We start from the raw sequence: 17,017 nt of genomic DNA, 5'->3' as shown, positions 1-17,017 counted from the left end.
CGCCCGTGCCGGCCGTGCCGCCGCGCCCGCCGCTGCCGCACAGCCCGCTGCACAGCCGGCCAAGCCCGCTGCCCGCTCGAACAACTCCGATCCGTTCCAGAACATCGGCAACTGATCCGGACCCGGCCCCAGTCAGGAGACACACATGGCCAAGAAGGAAAGCATCCAGAAGCGGCTGCAGAAGATCCGCCCGCCGCGCGTCCAGCTCACCTACGATGTCGAGAAGGGTGACGCGATCGAGCAGAAGGAACTGCCGTTCGTGGTCGGCGTGATGGGCGATTTCAGCGGCAACCCGGAGCAGCCGCTGCCCAAGGTCAAGGATCGCAAGTTCGTCAGCGTCGACATGGACAACTTCGACGAAGTGATGGAAGGCATCGCCCCGCGTGCGGTCTATCGCGTGCCGAACAAGATCAGCGACGAAGGTGGCGAATTCGGCGTCGAGCTGAAGTTCAACTCCATCGATGACTTCCGTCCCGAGGCGGTGGTCCAGCAGATCGAGCCGTTGCGGCGCCTGCTCGAGTCGCGCACCAAGCTCGCCGACCTGCGCAACAAGCTGGCCGGCAACGAGAAGCTGGAAGACCTGCTGACCGATGTGCTCAACAACACCGAGCAGCTGAAGAAGCTCGGCGTGACCAAGGAGGACTGACCGATGTCAGCCGAAGCCAGCCCGTTGGCCACGCAGGCCGCCGTTGCCGAAGACGTCGGCCTGCTCGACCAGATCGTCGAGAAGAGCAAGGTCGCCAAGTCGAAGACCGAGCATGACCGCGCCAAGGACATCATCGCCGCGCTGGCGAAGGAAGTCCTGGACGGCACCGTGGTCGTCTCCGACAACCTCAACCTCACCCTCGATGCGCGCATCGCCGAGATCGACCGGATCATCTCCGAGCAGCTCAGCGCCGTCATGCATGCCGAACCGTTCCAGAAGCTGGAAGGCAGCTGGCGAGGCCTGCATTACCTGTGCCAGCAGACCTCCACCGGCCCGAACATGAAGATCAAGGTCTTCAATTCTCCGCAGAAGGATCTGGTCAAGGATTTCAAGTCGGCCATCGACTTCGACCAGAGCGCGCTGTTCAAGAAGGTCTACGAAGAAGAGTTCGGCACCTTCGGTGGCGCGCCGTTCGGCGCACTGATCGGCGACTACTTCCTCGGCCGCCAGCCGGAGGACATGTACTTCATCGAGCAGATGTCGCACGTGGCTGCCGCCGCGCACGCGCCGTTCATTTCGGCAGCGAGTGAAGGCATGTTCGGCCTGGAAACCTTCACCGATCTGGGCAAGCCGCGCGACCTGGCCAAGGTGTTCGACACGGTCGAGTACGCGAAGTGGAAGTCGTTCCGCGAGAGTGAGGACAGCCGCTATGTCGGTCTGACCATGCCGCGCTTCCTCGGTCGTCTGCCCTACAACCCGAAGGATGGCACCACCGTCGAAGGCTTCAACTTCGTCGAGGAGATCGAAGCGGCCGACCACAGCAAGTTCCTGTGGTGCAACACCGCCTATGCGATGGGTGCGCGCCTGACCCAGGCCTTCGAGAACTTCGGCTGGTGCGCGGCAATCCGTGGCGTGGAAGGTGGCGGCCTGGTCGAGGACCTGCCGACCCATACCTTCCGCACCGATGATGGCGAAGTCGCGCTGAAGTGCCCGACGGAAGTGGCCATCACCGACCGTCGTGAAAAGGAACTCAGTGACCTCGGCTTCATGCCGCTGGTGCACTGCAAGAACACCGACTACGCCGCGTTCTTCGGCGCACAGTCGGCACAGAAGCCGAAGAAGTACAACACCGATTCGGCCAACGCCAACGCGATCCTGTCTGCCCAGCTGCAGTACATTTTCGCGGTGTCGCGCATCGCCCATTACCTCAAGGCGATGATGCGCGAGAAGATCGGCAGCTTCGCATCGGCGGGCAACGTCGAGGAATTCCTGAACCGGTGGATCGCCCAGTACGTGCTGCTGGACGACAACGCATCGCAGGAAGCCAAGGCCCAGTTCCCGTTGCGCGAGGCATCTGTGCAGGTTTCGGAGGTGCCGGGCAAGCCTGGTGTCTACCGCGCGGTGGCCTTCATCAGGCCGCATTTCCAGCTCGATGAGCTGTCTGTTTCGTTGCGTCTGGTCGCCGAACTGCCGGCGTCCGCGAAAAAGTCGTAACGGTTTGCTGTAACTGAAGCGTCCAGGGGAGTCCGCTCCCCGGATTGCAGTGACGCTTATTTCAAGAGGGCGCAGCCCCCCTTAACCGCCAGGCCCCCGCCTGGCACATCAAATCTCACGGAAGAACGGAATTTAGGAGACCAGATATGCAGCACGCTTTCCTCTCGATTGACACCATCAAGGGCGAGTCGCACGACGACAAGCACAAGGACTGGATTGAAATCCAGTCGTTCTCGCAGGACCTGTTGCAGCCGCGTTCGGCCACCGCGTCGACCTCCGGCGGCACCACCGCTGCCCGCGTGAACCTGTCCCCGATCGAAATCACCAAGTCGATCGACCTCGCCTCCACGGCCCTGAACCAGGCCGCCTCCAACGGCACCACCTTCCCGAAGGCGCAGATCCAGTTCATGCGCGCCGACAAGGACGGCAACGCGATCAATTACTACACGGTCGAGCTGCTGAACGTGCTGGTCCACCGCGTCACCACGACGGTGGACAAGGAAGGCATGCCGCAGGAAGTTGTTCAGCTGAGCTTCGGCGCCATCAAGTGGACTTACCAGCAGCAGAAGCCGGAAGGCGGCGTTGGTGGCAAGACCGTGGCGCAGTGGAGCGCAACCAAGAACATCCCGAACTACACCGTGTGATGTTGTGTCACTGCGATGGCGCCTCGTGCGCCATCGCAGTCTGATCGTCGGGCAGGGCCAGGAACGGCCCTGTCTCTGCCGCACCGCTGCCGCCCGCACGGATGCCGAACCTGAGTGGATCGACCAATGAAGGGACTCGAACCCAGCCTGCTGGAAAAACTGTTCGACGACGCCCCCAAGCAGCCGGGCGCCGGGCCGGTATTCAAGTCCGTCTCGCTGGAGCAGTACAAGGAATCCATTGCCCGTGACCTGGAAGGGCTGCTGAATTCGCGCGCCGCGTTCCAGGAAGGCGACATGAAGGAGTTCCCCAACTGCCGGCAGTCGCTGCTGACCTACGGGCTGGCCGATTTCTCCGCGATGAGCCTGGCCAACGCCTATGATCGCGCCGCCATCTGCCGCTCCCTGGAGCAGGCCGTGGCGCGACACGAGCGCCGGCTCCGCAACGTCAACGTGCACCTGGACGCCGGCAATCAGTTTGCCGGCGGCCTGCACTTCACCATCCATGCGCTGTTGGATCTGGAACCGGCGCGCGAGCCGGTCAGCTTCGACGCGATGCTGCAGCCCTCGACCCTGCAGTACCAGGTCACCCGCGCACGTCGCACGCAGGCCGCCTGATGCAGGACCTGCTTCCTTATTACGAACGCGAACTGGCCTATCTCCGTCGTTACGGACGCGAGTTCGCTGAGCGTTACCCGAAGATTGCCGGCCGCCTGCAACTGTCCGCGGAGGGCAGCCAGGACCCGCATGTCGAGCGGCTGATCGAAGCGTTCGCGCTGCTCAGTGCCCGCGTTTCCAAGCGCATCGAGGACGACTATCCCGAGTTCACCGACGCGCTGCTGGATGTGCTCTATCCACATTACCTGCGCCCGTTCCCGTCGTGCTCGATCGCCCACTTCGACATGGAAGGGGTAGCGTCCAAACTGAGCGCGCCGGTGCGCGTACCCCGCGGTACCGCCCTGCAGAGCCGCCCCGTGCGTGGCGTTCCGTGTGATTTCCGCACCGCCTACGACGTGGTCCTGGCACCGGTCGGGGTACAGCAGGTGGTCTACCGCAGTGTCGCCGATGCACCGATGGCCACGACGCTGCCGGCGGGCACCGGCGGCCAGATCTCGCTGGGCTTCCAGCTGCTGTCCGATCAGCTCGGCTTCGGCCAGCTGGGCACCGATCAGCTTCGCCTGTTCCTGGATGGCGAGCCGTCGGTGCGGGCCGCTCTGCGCGATGCGCTGATGCTCGGGGTAAAGGCGGCCTATGTCGAATCCGATGGCGATGGCCGCTGGCGACGCCTGGAAAAGGTCCCGCTGAGCCCGGTGGGCTTCGCCGAGGATGAGGCGCTGATCGACTTCCCGGCGCGCTCGCATCCGGCGTACCGGCTGCTGACCGAGCTGTTCGCCTATCCGGAGAAGTTCGGATTCGTCGATCTGCATCTGCCCACAGTGACCGCCGGCGCCAGCCGTCGTTTCACGCTTCACCTGGTGCTGCATGCGCAGGGCCAGGACCGGGGCAACATGATGGTGCTGGAGGAGCTGGGAACGCACAACGTGCGCCTGGGCTGCACCCCCATCGTCAACCTGTTCAGGACCAGTGGCGAGCCGATCCGCGTCACCCATCGCACGGTCAACTATCCGGTGCTGGCCGACGCGCGTCGCGCCTTCGCCTACGAGGTGCACTCGATCGACTCGGTGCACCGCATCCGGCAGACACCGCAGGGCGAACTGATCCAGGCCTTCCGTCCGTTCTACTCGCTGCATCACGGTGAAGATCCGGAGCGGACCGGTCAGTACTGGGTGGCACGTCGTGATGAGGATGTCGCACGGCAGAGCCCCGGATTCGAGACGGAGATCAGCTTCGTCGACCTGTCATTCAATCCGGTGCTTCCGCAGACCGACACGGTCAGCCTGGAGCTGACCTGCAGCAACCGCGATCTGCCCAACCAGCTGGCGTTCGGTGTGGCCGGTGGTGACCTGAACATCGAGGGAGGCAGCCCGGCCAGGGCGATCAGCCTGCTGCGCAAACCGACCAAACCGCTGCGTTTCCGCCATGGCCGCAATGCGCAGTGGCGCCTGATCTCGCACCTGTCGTTGAACCAGCTGTCACTGACCGCCAGCGGCCTGCCAGCGCTGAAGGAGATGCTGCGCCTGTATGACCTGTCCGGCAGCAATGTTTCCGCTCGCCAGATCGACGGCATCCTTGAGCTGCAGCAGACCCCGACCACCACCTGGATGCATGGTCGCCAGTTCGCTTCGGTGGTGCGTGGCCTGGAGATCCGCCTGACGATCAATGAAGCCCACTTCGTGGGTACCGGTGTGGCCGCCTTTGCCCAGGTGATGGACCACTTCTTCGCACTTTACGTGCATGCCAACAGCTTTACCCGTCTGGTGCTGGTTTCCGGCGACAGCGGGGAGGAGATCGTCCGATGCCCAGCGCGCAGCGGCGAATCGATCCTGGCGTAGCCCAGCAGCTGCTCACCGAGCCCCACCGCTTCCAGTTCTTCCAGGCGGTGCGGTTGCTTGAGCAGGTGTTCCAGCGGCAAGGCGTCAAGCCCGGCCAGGCCGTGCCGATGCGCGTGCGCTTCCGCAACTCGCTGTCGCTGGGCTTCCCGGCCACCGAGCTGTCCGCGGAGGGTGAGGTCTACTCGCTGAAGGGCGAGCGGCTGGAGGGGCGCGAGGCCATCGAGCAGGCGCTGCACGGCGAGGAGCTGGCCGAGGTCCACCTGACTCCGCAGTTCATGGGCCTGCTGGGCACCGCTGGCGCATTGCCGCTGCATTACACCGAGACCCTGCAGCTGCGCGAGTTGTACCAGCGCGACCGCACCGCGCGCGCGTTCCTGGACATCTTCTCCACACGCGCCGTATCGCTGCACTACGCGGCGTGGAAGAAGCATCGGCTGGCGCTGCAGTACGAACTGGATCGCCGCGAGCGCTTCCTGCCGCTGGTGCTCTCGCTGCTCGGCATGGGCATGAGCGAGCTGCGCGATCGCCTGCACGAGGGCGAGGGCGAGATCTTCGATCAGGCCGTTGCCTATTACGCCGGTGCCGTGCGCCAGCGCCCCGTATCGGCCGTGCTGATGCAGCGCATCCTGTCGGACTATTTCCAGGTGCCGTTGCACCTGGAGCAGTTTGTCGGCGCGTGGTACCGGGTGCCCGCCGGTCAGGCAACGCGGCTGGGCCAGGCCAATGCGGTGCTGGGGGCGAGTGCCCTGGCTGGCGATCGCGTCTGGCAGCGAGACCTGCGCATGCGACTGCGCATCGGGCCGCTGCGGCGCGATCAGTTCGACGCCTTCCTGCCGGGTGGCAGTGCGGCCGAAGCCCTGTCCAAGTGGTTGTCGTTGTTGACCGGCGGCGTTCTCGAGTACGAAGTGCGGCTGGTGCTGCGCGCCGAGGATGTGCAGGGCAGCGCCCTCGGCAGCGGCGGCGGCGCTCGGCTGGGCTGGGACAGCTACATGTGCACCCAGGCGCAGACCACATCGCGTGAGGACACCACCTATGGCATCCACACGCTGCAATGACAACCCGCCGCAGGCGTCCGTGCCTGCGGTCCTCGAACGGTTCCAGCAAGGAGTGCGTGTTTCCGCATGAGCATCAACCTCAAGACCCTGATCAGCAAGCTGGACGACACCTGCCGCCAGGCGGCCGAGCGGGCCGCGAACCTGTGCATGGCGCGCGGCAACTATGAGGTGGACCTGGAGCACCTGTTCCTGGCCCTGCTCGAGCAGCCGCAGAGCGATTTCGTGTTGATCGCCCGTCGCAGCGGCATCCTGCCGGAATCGCTGGAGCGTGATCTCAACGATGAGATCAGTCAGTTCAAGACCGGCAACGGCCGCACGCCGGTGTTCTCCCAGCACATTCCCAAGCTGTTCGAGCACGCCTGGCTGATCGCCTCGCTGGACTCGGAAACCACCCGCATCCGTAGCGGCCATCTGCTGCTGGCGCTGCTGACCGAGCCGGACCTGGCGCAGTTGGCCTACCGTGGCTCGAAGCTGTTCGTGCGTTTCAAGCGCGAAGAGCTCAAGCACGACTTCGCCAAGCTCACCGAGGGCTCGCAGGAGGCGGTGCAGACCGTCCGCTTCGCCGATGCCTCGGCGAAGGAAGAGGGCGGTGAGGGCGAGGATGCCGTGTCCGGCGAGGCCAAGGGTGGGTTGTCCAAGACGCCGGCGCTGGACCAGTTCACCACCAACCTGACCCAGCGCGCCCGTGAGGGCAAGATCGATCCGGTGATCGGCCGTGATGGCGAGATCCGCCAGGTGATCGACATCCTGATGCGTCGCCGCCAGAACAACCCGATCCTCACCGGCGAAGCCGGCGTGGGCAAGACCGCCGTGGTCGAAGGGCTCGCCCGGCGCATTGCCGACAAGGACGTGCCGGAGGTGCTGCAGGGTGTCGAGCTGCACACGCTGGACATGGGGCTGCTGCAGGCCGGCGCCAGCGTCAAGGGCGAGTTCGAGAACCGCCTGAAGAACGTGATCGACGAGGTCAAGAAGAGCCCGCATCCGATCATCCTGTTCATCGATGAAGCGCATACGATGATCGGTGCCGGGGGCACCGCCGGCCAGAACGATGCGGCGAACCTGCTCAAGCCGGCGCTGGCCCGCGGTGAGCTGCGCACGATCGCGGCGACCACCTGGAGCGAGTACAAGAAGTACTTCGAGAAGGACGCGGCGCTGGCCCGCCGCTTCCAGGTGGTCAAGGTTGAAGAGCCCAGTGAAGTGCTGGCCGCAGCGATGCTGCGCGGCATGGTCGGGTTGATGGAGTCGCACTTCAACATCCGCGTTCTGGACGAAGCGGTGACCGAAGCCGTGCGTCTGTCGCACCGTTACATCAGTGGCCGCCAGCTGCCGGACAAGGCTGTCAGCGTGCTGGATACCGCCTGCGCGAAGGTCGCGCTTGGACAGAGCGCCACGCCTGCGATCATCGAAGACACCCGCAAGCACCTGGATCGCCTGCAGGCGGAAATCAGCGCGCTGCAGCGCGAAACCGCAGGGGGCAGTGCACAGCACAGCGAGCGCCTGGACGAGCTGCATGCCCAGCAGGCGGAAGCGCAGGCGGTGCTGGCCAGCAATGAGGAGCGCCTCACCCGTGAGCGCGAACTGGCAGGCCGCATTGCCGCGCTGCGCCAGCAGATGGAGCAGGGCCAGGCCCAGGCGGCCGATGGCGAAGCGCCCAGCGATGACGGTGAGGGCGACGTCGCCGTGGCCAAGCCGGCCGCCAAGCGCGGCAAGGCCAAGCCGGAACTGTCGCCGCAGCATGCTGAACTGGCGCGACTGCAGGCCGAGCTGCGCGAGCTGCAGGGCGAGACGCCGATGGTACCGCTGCAGGTCGACGGAACCGTGGTCGCGGAGATCGTGTCGGCATGGACCGGCGTGCCGCTGGGCCGCATGGTCAAGGACGAGATCCGTACCGTGCGCACGCTCGGAAACCTGCTGGTCGAGCGCGTGATCGGACAGGACCACGCGCTGGATGCGATCGCCCAGCGCGTGCGCACCGCCACGGCCAAACTGGAAGACCCGAACAAGCCACGCGGTGTCTTCATGTTCGTCGGCCCCTCCGGTGTCGGCAAGACCGAGACCGCGCTGGCGTTGGCTGACATCCTCTATGGTGGTGAGCGCAAGCTGATCACCATCAACATGAGCGAATACCAGGAAGCGCACAGCGTGTCCGGGCTGAAAGGCTCGCCGCCGGGCTACGTCGGTTACGGCGAAGGCGGCGTGCTGACCGAAGCCGTGCGCCGCAACCCGTACAGCGTGGTGCTGCTTGACGAGGTGGAGAAAGCCCATCCCGACGTGCTGGAGATGTTCTTCCAGGTGTTCGACAAGGGCGTGATGGATGATGCGGAAGGCCGCGAAATCGACTTCCGCAATACCCTCATCATCCTGACCTCCAACATCGGCTCCTCGCAGATCATGCAGGCCTGCCTGAACAAGCCGGCCGAGGAGATTCCGGCGGCCGACGCGCTCGCCGACGCGCTGCGCCCGGTGCTGATGCGCAGCTTCAAGCCGGCCTTCCTCGGCCGCCTCAAGGTCGTACCGTACTACCCGATCAACGATGACGTGCTTGCGCGGATCATCACGCTCAAGCTCGGTCGCATCCGCGACCGCGTCATTGCCAACCACAAGGCCACCTTCAGCTGGGACGACAGTCTGGTGGAGGCCGTGCTTGCGCGTTGCACCGAAGTGGACTCAGGTGCCCGCAACGTTGACCACATCCTCAATGGAACCTTGCTGCCGGAAATCGCCGAGAGCGTGCTGGCGGCGATGGCCGAGGGGAACCGGATCAACGCCATCAAGGTCACCGCCGGCAAGAAGGGTGACTTCAAATACAAAGTGTCTTGACACTGAGCAAATGGAGAAGGCAATGGAATTCTATGGATTCGACCGCGAAGCGGCTCTCAACCACTGTGACAGCCTGGAACTCGGCCTTGGCCGTGAGCTGGACCGTGTGCGTGCCTGGAACCGGCTGCGCCCCGAACATGTGATCGAGCTGCTGGAGACCGCGGTGCCCGCTGCCCGCCAGGATGCCCGCAACGTGGCCGCGCAGATCAGCCGCGGTTCCTGGCGCATCCACATGGATGCCCCGGTCGTGGGCAAGCCGCAGCTGGTGAGCAACGTGCGCGAACTGCAGATCACGGCCGGTGGACGCGATTACCGCCTGAAGATCAGCGAAGGCGTCCGCCTGCAGCTGGAAGAAATCGTCCAGGCCGCCTGATGATCGTGTGAGCCTGTCGCCCCGCACAGGGGCGCAGGCCACGCGGAAGCGGGAACCGGAGGAAGCCGATGCGCACGCCGCATGCAGACCACCTTGAAGCACGGAAAGTCGGGGAATCACCATGGACCTGGTAAACAACCTGCGGGCAGCGCTGGCCGGCCCATCGCATGCACAGCGCTTCCTGCGGCTGCACACCTCGCTGGGGAGCGACGTGCTGGTGGCCGAAACGCTGGATGGCGTCGAACAGATCGACGGCATCGGTTTCCAGTGGACGATCACGGCGCTGTCGCTGGATGCGGGCCTGCCGCTGGGCCCGCTGATCGGGCAGGGCGCGCTGCTGCAGATGCAACAGGCCGACGGCAGCCTGCGGCCGTTGCATGGACGCATCACCGCCGCCGAGCGGCTGGGCAGCAATGGCGGCCTGGCACGCTACCGGCTGCGCCTGCAGCCGTGGCTGGCGTTCCTGTCGCAGCGGGTGGACAGCTATGTGTTCCACGATAGGACGGTCGTGGAGATCGTCGAGGACATCTTCGCCGACTACGGTGGTCTGGCCCCGGCCTGGCGCTGGTCGCTGGCCGATGCCGGCCAGTACGCCCGGCGCAGCCTGACCACGCAGTACCAGGAAAGCGACCTGGCCTTCCTGCAGCGGCTGCTGGCCGAGGAAGGCATCTATTACTGGTTCGAGCACGCCGGTGACCCTGGCAGTGCCGACTTCGGCAGCCACACCCTGGTGCTGGCCGATCACAGCCATGACACCGCCGAGCTGGGCAGCGTGCGCTTCCATCGGCGCGATGAGAGCGAGCGCAGTGACAGCGTGCAGCAGTGGTCGACCGCGCACCGCTGGCGTCCGGGCAAGGTGCAGCGTGCCACCTGGGACTACCGCACGCTGGAGCGCCGCCAGGCCAGCGCCGAAAGCGGGCAGGCCAACGACCTGGGCATCATCGACCGCGACACCTGCGGCCCCTACGGCTGGCAGGACAATGCCCGCGGCCAGCGCCGCGCGCAGCAGCACCTGGATGCGCTGCGCGTGCGCGCGCAGACCATCGAGGGTGCCGGCCAGTGGCGCACGCTGGCCCCGGGTGCACGGTTCGGCCTGTCGCAGCACCCGCAGGTGAGCCAGGACGCGCAGTTCCTGTGCCTGTCGGTGCAGCACCAGGCGCGCAACAACCTCGATGCCGATGTATTCGATGCGCTGGAGCAGACCCTGGGTCCGTCCAGCGTGGCCGCGCCGGCACTGCCGGGCGCGCTGTCGGGCCTGGCCAATGGGCGTGCGCCCGGTGAGGTCTCCACCGCCTTCTACGACAACCGCTTCGTGGCCATCCCGGCCGAGGTGACCTACCGGCCGCAGACCGACGATGGCCATGGCGCGCATCTGCATCCGCGGCCGACCATCACCGGCACGCTCAGTGCGATCGTGGTCAGCGATGGCGACCCGCTGCTGTCCGACCGCGACCACCGCATCAAGGTGCAGTTCCCGTGGCAGCGCGGCGGCAACGCCAGCAGCGGGCTGACCCATCCGGGTGGGGACGACAATGCCCCGGCCACCGGGGGGGCCTGGACGTGGGTGCGGGTGATGACCCCATGGGCGGGCGACAACTGGGGCGGCGTGGTGCTGCCACGGCGCGGCCAGGAAGTGCTGGTGGCCTTCCTGGAGGGCGACATCGACCGTCCGGTGGTGGTCGGTGCGGTGTACAACGGCCGTGGCCAGCAGGACGCGCAGCACAACCAGATCAACGGTGGCGGTGCCAACGCCACCGGTAATGCGGCGGCGTGGTTCGAGGGCAACGATCACGCCGCGGTGTATACCGGTTTCAAGAGCCAGGCGCTGGCCGACAGCCAGGGCGGGCAGGGCGGCTACCAGCAGCTGCGCTTCGATGACACGCCGGGCCAGGGCCGCGCGCAGCTGTCCACCACCCAGCACGAGACCACCCTGACCCTGGGCCATCTCAAGGGCGGACAGGACAACGTGCGCGAGGGCGAGCGGGGCTTTGGTGTGGAACTGTCCACGCAGGCCCAGGGTGCACTGCGCGCCGGCCGTGGCCTGCTGCTGACCACCGAGCCGGGTACGCCGCAGCTGGCGGCGCCGCAGGCACTGAGCCAGTTGCAGGAAAGCCAGCAGCTGCTGCAGCAGCTGGCCGAGTCGGCGGCCAACCAGCAGGCACAGCTTCCGAGTGATCCCAACGAATTGCCGGTGGACACGACGCTGACCGAACTGCAGGAGACCCTGCGCGCCACCCACAGTGGCAGCGCGGCGGGCAGCATTGCCGGTGGCGACGGTGAAGCGCCGGGCTGGAGTGCGCCGGTCCTGCTGGGCAGTGGCGTGGCCGGCGTGCTGAGCCTGACCCCGGCCGACCAGGTGTGGGTGAGTGGCACCCACACCACGCTGGCCAGCGGCGTGGCGCTGAACTGGATGACCCAGGGCTCCTTGACGATGGCCGTCGCCGGCGGGCTGGTGCTGTACACCGCCGGCATGGAACCCAGCGGCGAGAGCCCGAACCAGGAGCGCGGCATCGCGCTGCATGCGGCACAGGGCAAGGTGAGTGCGCGTGCGCACAAGAACCAGGCGATCGTGGCGGCCAAGACGCAGGTACGCATCGCCAGTACCGAAGCGGACGTGCAGCTGTCGGCGCCGAGCAAGCATCTGCTGGCGACGGCGGCCGGGGCCTACATCCGGATCGAGGGCGACAACATCGAACTGGGCGCGCCGGGCAAGGTGGAATTCAAGGCGAGCCAGAGGGAATGGCTGGGGCCGGCGAGTGTGGTGGGGGAGGTGAAGGTGCCAGACGGTTCACACAAGGCATGCGAGTATCGCGTGCGTGCAGCGGAACAGTCGGGCGCCGGCTTGGTCCCACTGGGAGCCTGAGAGATGCAACTCGATCACCGGCTATTCGAAGCTCATCAGTATGCGTTGATCAATCCACTCCAGATCGATCGACGTATCGCCAAGCTTTGGCCATGCGAACCCATCGTTCCCAAGGAGCTCCTTGGGCAGAAGCATCTTCTTCCCTATCTAATCAGACTGGAAGAAATTGAGCCTGATGCGCGTCTAGCGGCACTTGATGAAACTGTGCACTACGCACGCGATCATGACCGCATCCCATTCTCGGCGTTGCTGAAATGCAATGCCGACAGTCAGCGAGTCCGAAATCACTTGGCTCGTATGATGGTGAGAAAATTTGATGGTGAGAAGATGCTATTCAGATACTACGATCCTCGTGTCTGGAACGCGCTGAAGTGGATTCTCTTGTCGTCGCAGCTGGATGCATTGCTTGGTCCCATCAATGCCTGGACCGCAACCGTGGACAAGGGCGCGCGGTGGCAATCATACGAAAACAGTGGTTGTAACAAGGATGGGATGCATCTAACGTCCGATCAGCTGTACGCGATTTCCTCGTTGGCTTCTGTTAACAGGGTGATCGATCGGTTGCATCGAGAGGGTGGGAGCATTGAGGGTGCTGGGCTTTCGAGACGTGTCTTTGACGAGATGGAGAAGGCCGGCGAGTGCGGGCTGACAGACCCTGACGATAAGGAAGCGTATGCATTTGCTTCAGTATTTCAATCACCTGAAGTTCATAACACGCCGCGGTATCAAGAGGCTCTTCGGATCGCCTGCTTAGAGCCTGGCGCGTTCCGCAGTGCCGTCAGCGACCCCTCCGACGAAGAGGTGGATGAACCTTCATTGGAGCAGACAGAACAAGGAGCTTGGCAGCATGGATAAGAGGCCGACACAGTCGTGTGACCCCGCGAAGAAGTGTGATGTCTGCGATCAGGTCGGCTTGCCGATTCTTCCGATCAGATACGCCATCTGCCGTTCAGACGTCAAGGAAATGTGGCAAGGGCCAAGGCTGGGAGGAGGGTTTGGAAAGGATGTGGCCAGTGTCACCCTTCCGGCCAGTGAGGCTCACTACACGTTGCGACTTGCCCGCCAAGGGTATCTTTATGTATTCAACGAGATCCGTGGCGAATGGAAGGGCTATCAGATCACCAGCGACTCCTATCTCTTGGAGTTCGATCCGCATGCGGCTCCTCCACCGCAGGAAGAGTTTCAACCTACATGCGCGCGAATGGCCGATTCGCAGGTGGCCCGCTTCGTTATCATCCCCGACCCCAAGCGAGCTGGAAAAGTTTGGTTTGGCTTCTCGGAGGCTCCATGGACGAAAGAGATCATGGAGCGAAATCGAAAATCCAGCGAGCGCAAGAAGCACATGCGCTGTATTGATGTCCAGATGTGGCTCAAAGGAAAGTCGCTGGATCACGTGGGAAGTGCGGCTGACGCCCCCTCCATGGTCAGCGAGTTCAAGTTTGGCAAGAGGGTAAAATCCGAGTCTGAAGTGAAGATCCCTATGCTCCCCTCAAGTCCGCCACCGGCTGCGGACCCTGGGAAGCCCCGAATTGTGGATCGTGCAGTTGAGACGATCCTCGAAGTCGTTGATGTGTATGCTAATCCTGGCTTTTCGTTCTCCTTTGCGCCTTTTTCAAGGTGTAAACAGGATGTGCCAGGAATGGAGGCATGGCTTCAGAAGAGCTCTTTGTCTGCGCGTCCGATGATGGTTGCGTTGAATGATCCCGCAGGAATAGCGCAGGAGCTTTCCGCACTTATTCGGCAGAAGACCCGAGAGTTCGAAGAGGAAGATGACAGGGGGTGGAAGTATGCAACCTCAGTGGCGATCCGCGGAATCCGGCAGGCAATTGAGGATCAGGCGGCCGCAGAGAAGCTGAGCTCCGTACGTGCCAGCGCGTACACCGGGCGCGCGGCGATGGAGCTGTATGCGGCGGGAATCACTAAAATGCGTGAGGAGTTGACGGCCGAAGAAGACAAGAGGGCCAGGGACTCCGCATGGGATCGCTACCGTGATGATTACAGCCAGCAAGCGCTTGATAGGTTTGACAAAAGCCTCATGCCGGAAATGGAGCGATACATCGCTTCGCACCTGAACCCGATTGCCCAGAGTTTCGTTCGCTGGTACAGGAACGACGATTTCAGGACTTGGCTGGCATGTAATCACCTTGATGAACTGTCATATAGTTCAATGAGATTGACGGAGATCGTCGATAATTCGCTTGAAGGGGTTGTTGGATTTGACTGTGTGCAGGCTGCGCTTCTGGAGGATCTCGCTGGTCGTTTTCAGGACATCAAGAACTGCACTGTTCGAGCGTTGACGCTCAATGACAAGATCGCGGCGGAGGTTATTGAGAAGCAATCCAAGACATTCTTGAGCAATTCAGATAACCCCGGTGCTTGGTCCAACATATTCAAGGCATATGCTCACGTCCTCGATCGAGGAGGTAGCAAGCCCCAGGAACTGCAACAGGGGTTAGGCCTGGTTGCAGGTCTTGTCTTCAAGACGTCTGGGATGTTTGTTACAGCCCTAACCAAGGCAGGATCAACTGTCGCAAAGGCAGGCATCAATATCGCTATTTCTACGGCGACGAGGAACAATCTGGTCGGCCTGCTCGGTGTTCTTTCGGGTAAGCGCATTCAGAGGGTCGGCATTCGTGCCTCGGAGCGTGAGATGGCGCACTTTCTGGTGGAGGCGCTCAGCGAGGGACAATCTGGTGTCAACAAGCGGGAGCTGAGGGCCCGTGTTGATCAGCATCTTCGACAGGAGCTCAGTGAGCGCAGTGGCGCAAGAGTCGCGACAGGCGATCGAAATGCGCGCGGCAGGAAGGTCTTCGAGTGGGCCTTGTTCTGGGATAAGGAAGCGATGGCAGCCGTCCGGAATGGACAACCGGGGGCTATGTCAAACATGCTGATGAGCGAAGATCAGGTGAGGGTCCTGGTGAGGAATCGCGCCGCGCAGTACACCGCTCCACGTGTGAGTTTAGACGTGCGTCTGGGGGTTGTGGGGCTGGTGCTGGACGCTTGGAATGTTGCGGATTCCTACGGCAAATTGGATGACGAAAAAGAGGGGCCGGGTGGGCGTCGCGATCTTAATCTAGGCGCCGCGCTTGCCGGCTTTGCGGGGACCAGTGTCGAGTTGACCGGGTTGGCTCTGGGCAAGTCGATGTGGGGGCGTGCCGCACTGTCCTCAGAGATTCGATTTGGCGCACTTCAAGCCTCCACCCGGGCGGGAATGGTAGGGTTCTTTGGAAAGCTGCTTGGGGCTGTGGGGGGTCTATTGGGCGCGGTAATCGACGGGTGGAAGGCTTATGACGCCTATAAGCGAAATGACGTTCCGATGGTTGCGTTTTATACCGTCACTGCGGTGTCAGGAGCGGTTGTCGCTGTTTTGATGTTGGCTGGCGTGATGACCGCTGGCGTGGGATTTATCGTGCTTTTGGTTCTGGGGCTTATCAGTATGCTCGGCGAGTGGCTAATTAATCTAATTCGGGATGATAAAATTGAGCGTTGGCTTGATATGACGCCATTCGGTGTTCATAACCATGGCTCGTTTGACTCGGTTGACGCACAGGTGGACGCATATAATGCAATGCTTCCCGCAGGAGCCTGACCGATGAGCCAGTTCGCAGGTTGGCTTGGACAGCGATACCGTAACAATCGCTCCTTGACGGATTACGAGATCGCTGCAGATGTTCGAAAATTCGATTCGTCAGGCGTCACGCCACTTGATCAGGGGATCGTGTACCTTGATGACGACTACATTGAGTACGTCGACCGCCATTTCCTCTATCGTGGCTGGGGCGCGATGTGGGGGTGCGTGATCCTCGGTCTTGTATTGGTTTTTGTTCTGGCATTTGTGTATGCAACTCTCGCGATGCACGCCGAGGGAAAGTCCATTAGTTCTGAGATGACGATTACGGTCGGCGTCCTCTCTGTCCTCATGCTCGGTTTCGCTGCCTTCACCTACCGGATGCTTCTTGGTAGAGATATATTCAGATATCAGTACTACCCCATCCGATTCGATAGGCGTGAGAGGAAAGTCCACATCTTCGCAGGGGGGCGAAGGGGCGTAATTTCAGTGCCATGGTCAAGTGTCAATTTCGTCATTGGGAGGGACAAGCCTCTTGGGCCGGATGAAGGTGCCACGTATGACCTGCGTGGATTGGTCATGAAGGGAGATCAGGTCGTCCATACCTTTGCAGTTGGTTCGGATAGCGGGTCCAATCCTGGCATCACGCTCGCACATTGGGAAATGATCAGGCGCTTCATGGAGGATGGCCGCTCTGCACTTCCGTTTCCTCCGCTTCAGCTGTACACATCGGTGGCGCCAACGTTGCGAAATGCATTCATCATCCATGTGTCTTCCGCTGGCGCGGGACTGATGTGGATAGCGCTGCCCGTTACATTGCCTTGGGCGCTATTCCGTTTCCTGACAATGAAATTGTGCCGCAGGCCAGTCTGGCCAGTGGGGGTGATCAGGCGCGAGGTATCTGACGACTCGGGCGCAGCTCCGCTCCGTGCACCCGTCGTATACGGACGCGTAAATCGCGTGGAAGGTCGTGCCGATGAAATGGAGCGCTTCTGGAAGGACTCGATCACGGCAGCCAAGGCCCGTAACGATGAGATTCGTCAGCAGCTGCAGGCAACCTCGTTGAATGCGTGAAGTGGGCGTTGGATGCATGGCGTGGCATTC

Annotated in this window: 12 protein-coding genes; all 12 read left to right on the top strand. The window is 63.0% G+C overall.

Going from position 1 to position 17,017, the window contains the following annotated elements; genetic code table 11:
- The first annotated feature begins 145 nt into the window (after positions 1 to 145).
- On the top strand, positions 146 to 646 hold the full coding sequence (gene tssB, locus QMZ25_RS01330) for a type VI secretion system contractile sheath small subunit (RefSeq protein WP_053517620.1): 501 nt from the start codon (positions 146 to 148) through the stop codon (positions 644 to 646).
- Positions 647 to 649: 3 nt separating this feature from the next.
- Positions 650 to 2,140, top strand: coding sequence for a type VI secretion system contractile sheath large subunit (gene tssC, locus QMZ25_RS01325; protein ID WP_053517619.1), 1,491 nt, complete (start codon positions 650 to 652; stop codon positions 2,138 to 2,140).
- A gap of 146 nt (positions 2,141 to 2,286) precedes the next feature.
- Complete coding sequence (locus tag QMZ25_RS01320) at positions 2,287 to 2,784, top strand: type VI secretion system tube protein Hcp (RefSeq protein ID WP_006465355.1); 498 nt, start codon at positions 2,287 to 2,289, stop codon at positions 2,782 to 2,784.
- Positions 2,785 to 2,910: 126 nt separating this feature from the next.
- Positions 2,911 to 3,399, top strand: a complete 489-nt coding sequence (gene tssE, locus QMZ25_RS01315; protein WP_057496761.1) for a type VI secretion system baseplate subunit TssE — start codon at positions 2,911 to 2,913, stop codon at positions 3,397 to 3,399.
- Positions 3,399 to 5,234: a type VI secretion system baseplate subunit TssF gene (tssF, locus tag QMZ25_RS01310; RefSeq protein WP_164151852.1), complete on the top strand. Its 1,836-nt coding sequence runs from the start codon at positions 3,399 to 3,401 to the stop codon at positions 5,232 to 5,234. Before tssE ends, tssF begins: the two co-directional genes overlap by 1 nt.
- Positions 5,198 to 6,289: a type VI secretion system baseplate subunit TssG gene (gene tssG, locus QMZ25_RS01305; RefSeq protein ID WP_053520394.1), complete on the top strand. Its 1,092-nt coding sequence runs from the start codon at positions 5,198 to 5,200 to the stop codon at positions 6,287 to 6,289. The genes tssF and tssG overlap by 37 nt, the downstream gene beginning before the upstream one ends.
- Before the next feature lie 66 nt (positions 6,290 to 6,355).
- Entirely contained in the window at positions 6,356 to 9,109 is a 2,754-nt protein-coding gene (gene tssH / locus QMZ25_RS01300; protein WP_253120209.1) for a type VI secretion system ATPase TssH, read from the top strand.
- A gap of 22 nt (positions 9,110 to 9,131) precedes the next feature.
- Positions 9,132 to 9,482: a hypothetical protein gene (locus QMZ25_RS01295; RefSeq protein ID WP_053520392.1), complete on the top strand. Its 351-nt coding sequence runs from the start codon at positions 9,132 to 9,134 to the stop codon at positions 9,480 to 9,482.
- Positions 9,483 to 9,603: 121 nt separating this feature from the next.
- On the top strand, positions 9,604 to 12,345 hold the full coding sequence (locus tag QMZ25_RS01290; RefSeq protein ID WP_283219007.1) for a type VI secretion system Vgr family protein: 2,742 nt from the start codon (positions 9,604 to 9,606) through the stop codon (positions 12,343 to 12,345).
- Positions 12,346 to 12,348: 3 nt separating this feature from the next.
- The gene (locus QMZ25_RS01285) at positions 12,349 to 13,200 is read left to right on the top strand and encodes a DUF4123 domain-containing protein (RefSeq protein ID WP_081284442.1); all 852 of its coding nucleotides are present in this window, start codon (positions 12,349 to 12,351) and stop codon (positions 13,198 to 13,200) included.
- The gene (locus QMZ25_RS01280; protein ID WP_283219006.1) at positions 13,193 to 15,934 is read left to right on the top strand and encodes a T6SS effector BTH_I2691 family protein; all 2,742 of its coding nucleotides are present in this window, start codon (positions 13,193 to 13,195) and stop codon (positions 15,932 to 15,934) included. Before QMZ25_RS01285 ends, QMZ25_RS01280 begins: the two co-directional genes overlap by 8 nt.
- Positions 15,935 to 15,937: 3 nt before the next feature.
- Positions 15,938 to 16,987, top strand: a complete 1,050-nt coding sequence (locus QMZ25_RS01275) for a DUF6708 domain-containing protein (protein ID WP_164151845.1) — start codon at positions 15,938 to 15,940, stop codon at positions 16,985 to 16,987.
- Positions 16,988 to 17,017: the final 30 nt, after the last annotated feature.

Origin of the sequence: Stenotrophomonas sp. RS-48 (assembly GCF_030053245.1) — a bacterium.
GTDB lineage: Bacteria > Pseudomonadota > Gammaproteobacteria > Xanthomonadales > Xanthomonadaceae > Stenotrophomonas > Stenotrophomonas maltophilia_P.
The sequence above is the reverse complement of the archived record's forward strand: the minus strand, read 5'-3'. Positions and strand labels throughout refer to the sequence as shown.

Coding starts and splice junctions, on each gene's coding strand:
- tssF (WP_164151852.1), top strand. CDS start 3,399: ATGCAGGACCTGCTTCCTTATTACGAACGCGAACTGGCCTATCTCCGT.
- tssG (WP_053520394.1), top strand. CDS start 5,198: ATGCCCAGCGCGCAGCGGCGAATCGATCCTGGCGTAGCCCAGCAGCTG.
- QMZ25_RS01295 (WP_053520392.1), top strand. CDS start 9,132: ATGGAATTCTATGGATTCGACCGCGAAGCGGCTCTCAACCACTGTGAC.
- tssE (WP_057496761.1), top strand. CDS start 2,911: ATGAAGGGACTCGAACCCAGCCTGCTGGAAAAACTGTTCGACGACGCC.
- QMZ25_RS01275 (WP_164151845.1), top strand. CDS start 15,938: ATGAGCCAGTTCGCAGGTTGGCTTGGACAGCGATACCGTAACAATCGC.
- tssH (WP_253120209.1), top strand. CDS start 6,356: ATGAGCATCAACCTCAAGACCCTGATCAGCAAGCTGGACGACACCTGC.
- tssC (WP_053517619.1), top strand. CDS start 650: ATGTCAGCCGAAGCCAGCCCGTTGGCCACGCAGGCCGCCGTTGCCGAA.
- tssB (WP_053517620.1), top strand. CDS start 146: ATGGCCAAGAAGGAAAGCATCCAGAAGCGGCTGCAGAAGATCCGCCCG.
- QMZ25_RS01285 (WP_081284442.1), top strand. CDS start 12,349: ATGCAACTCGATCACCGGCTATTCGAAGCTCATCAGTATGCGTTGATC.
- QMZ25_RS01280 (WP_283219006.1), top strand. CDS start 13,193: ATGGATAAGAGGCCGACACAGTCGTGTGACCCCGCGAAGAAGTGTGAT.
- QMZ25_RS01320 (WP_006465355.1), top strand. CDS start 2,287: ATGCAGCACGCTTTCCTCTCGATTGACACCATCAAGGGCGAGTCGCAC.
- QMZ25_RS01290 (WP_283219007.1), top strand. CDS start 9,604: ATGGACCTGGTAAACAACCTGCGGGCAGCGCTGGCCGGCCCATCGCAT.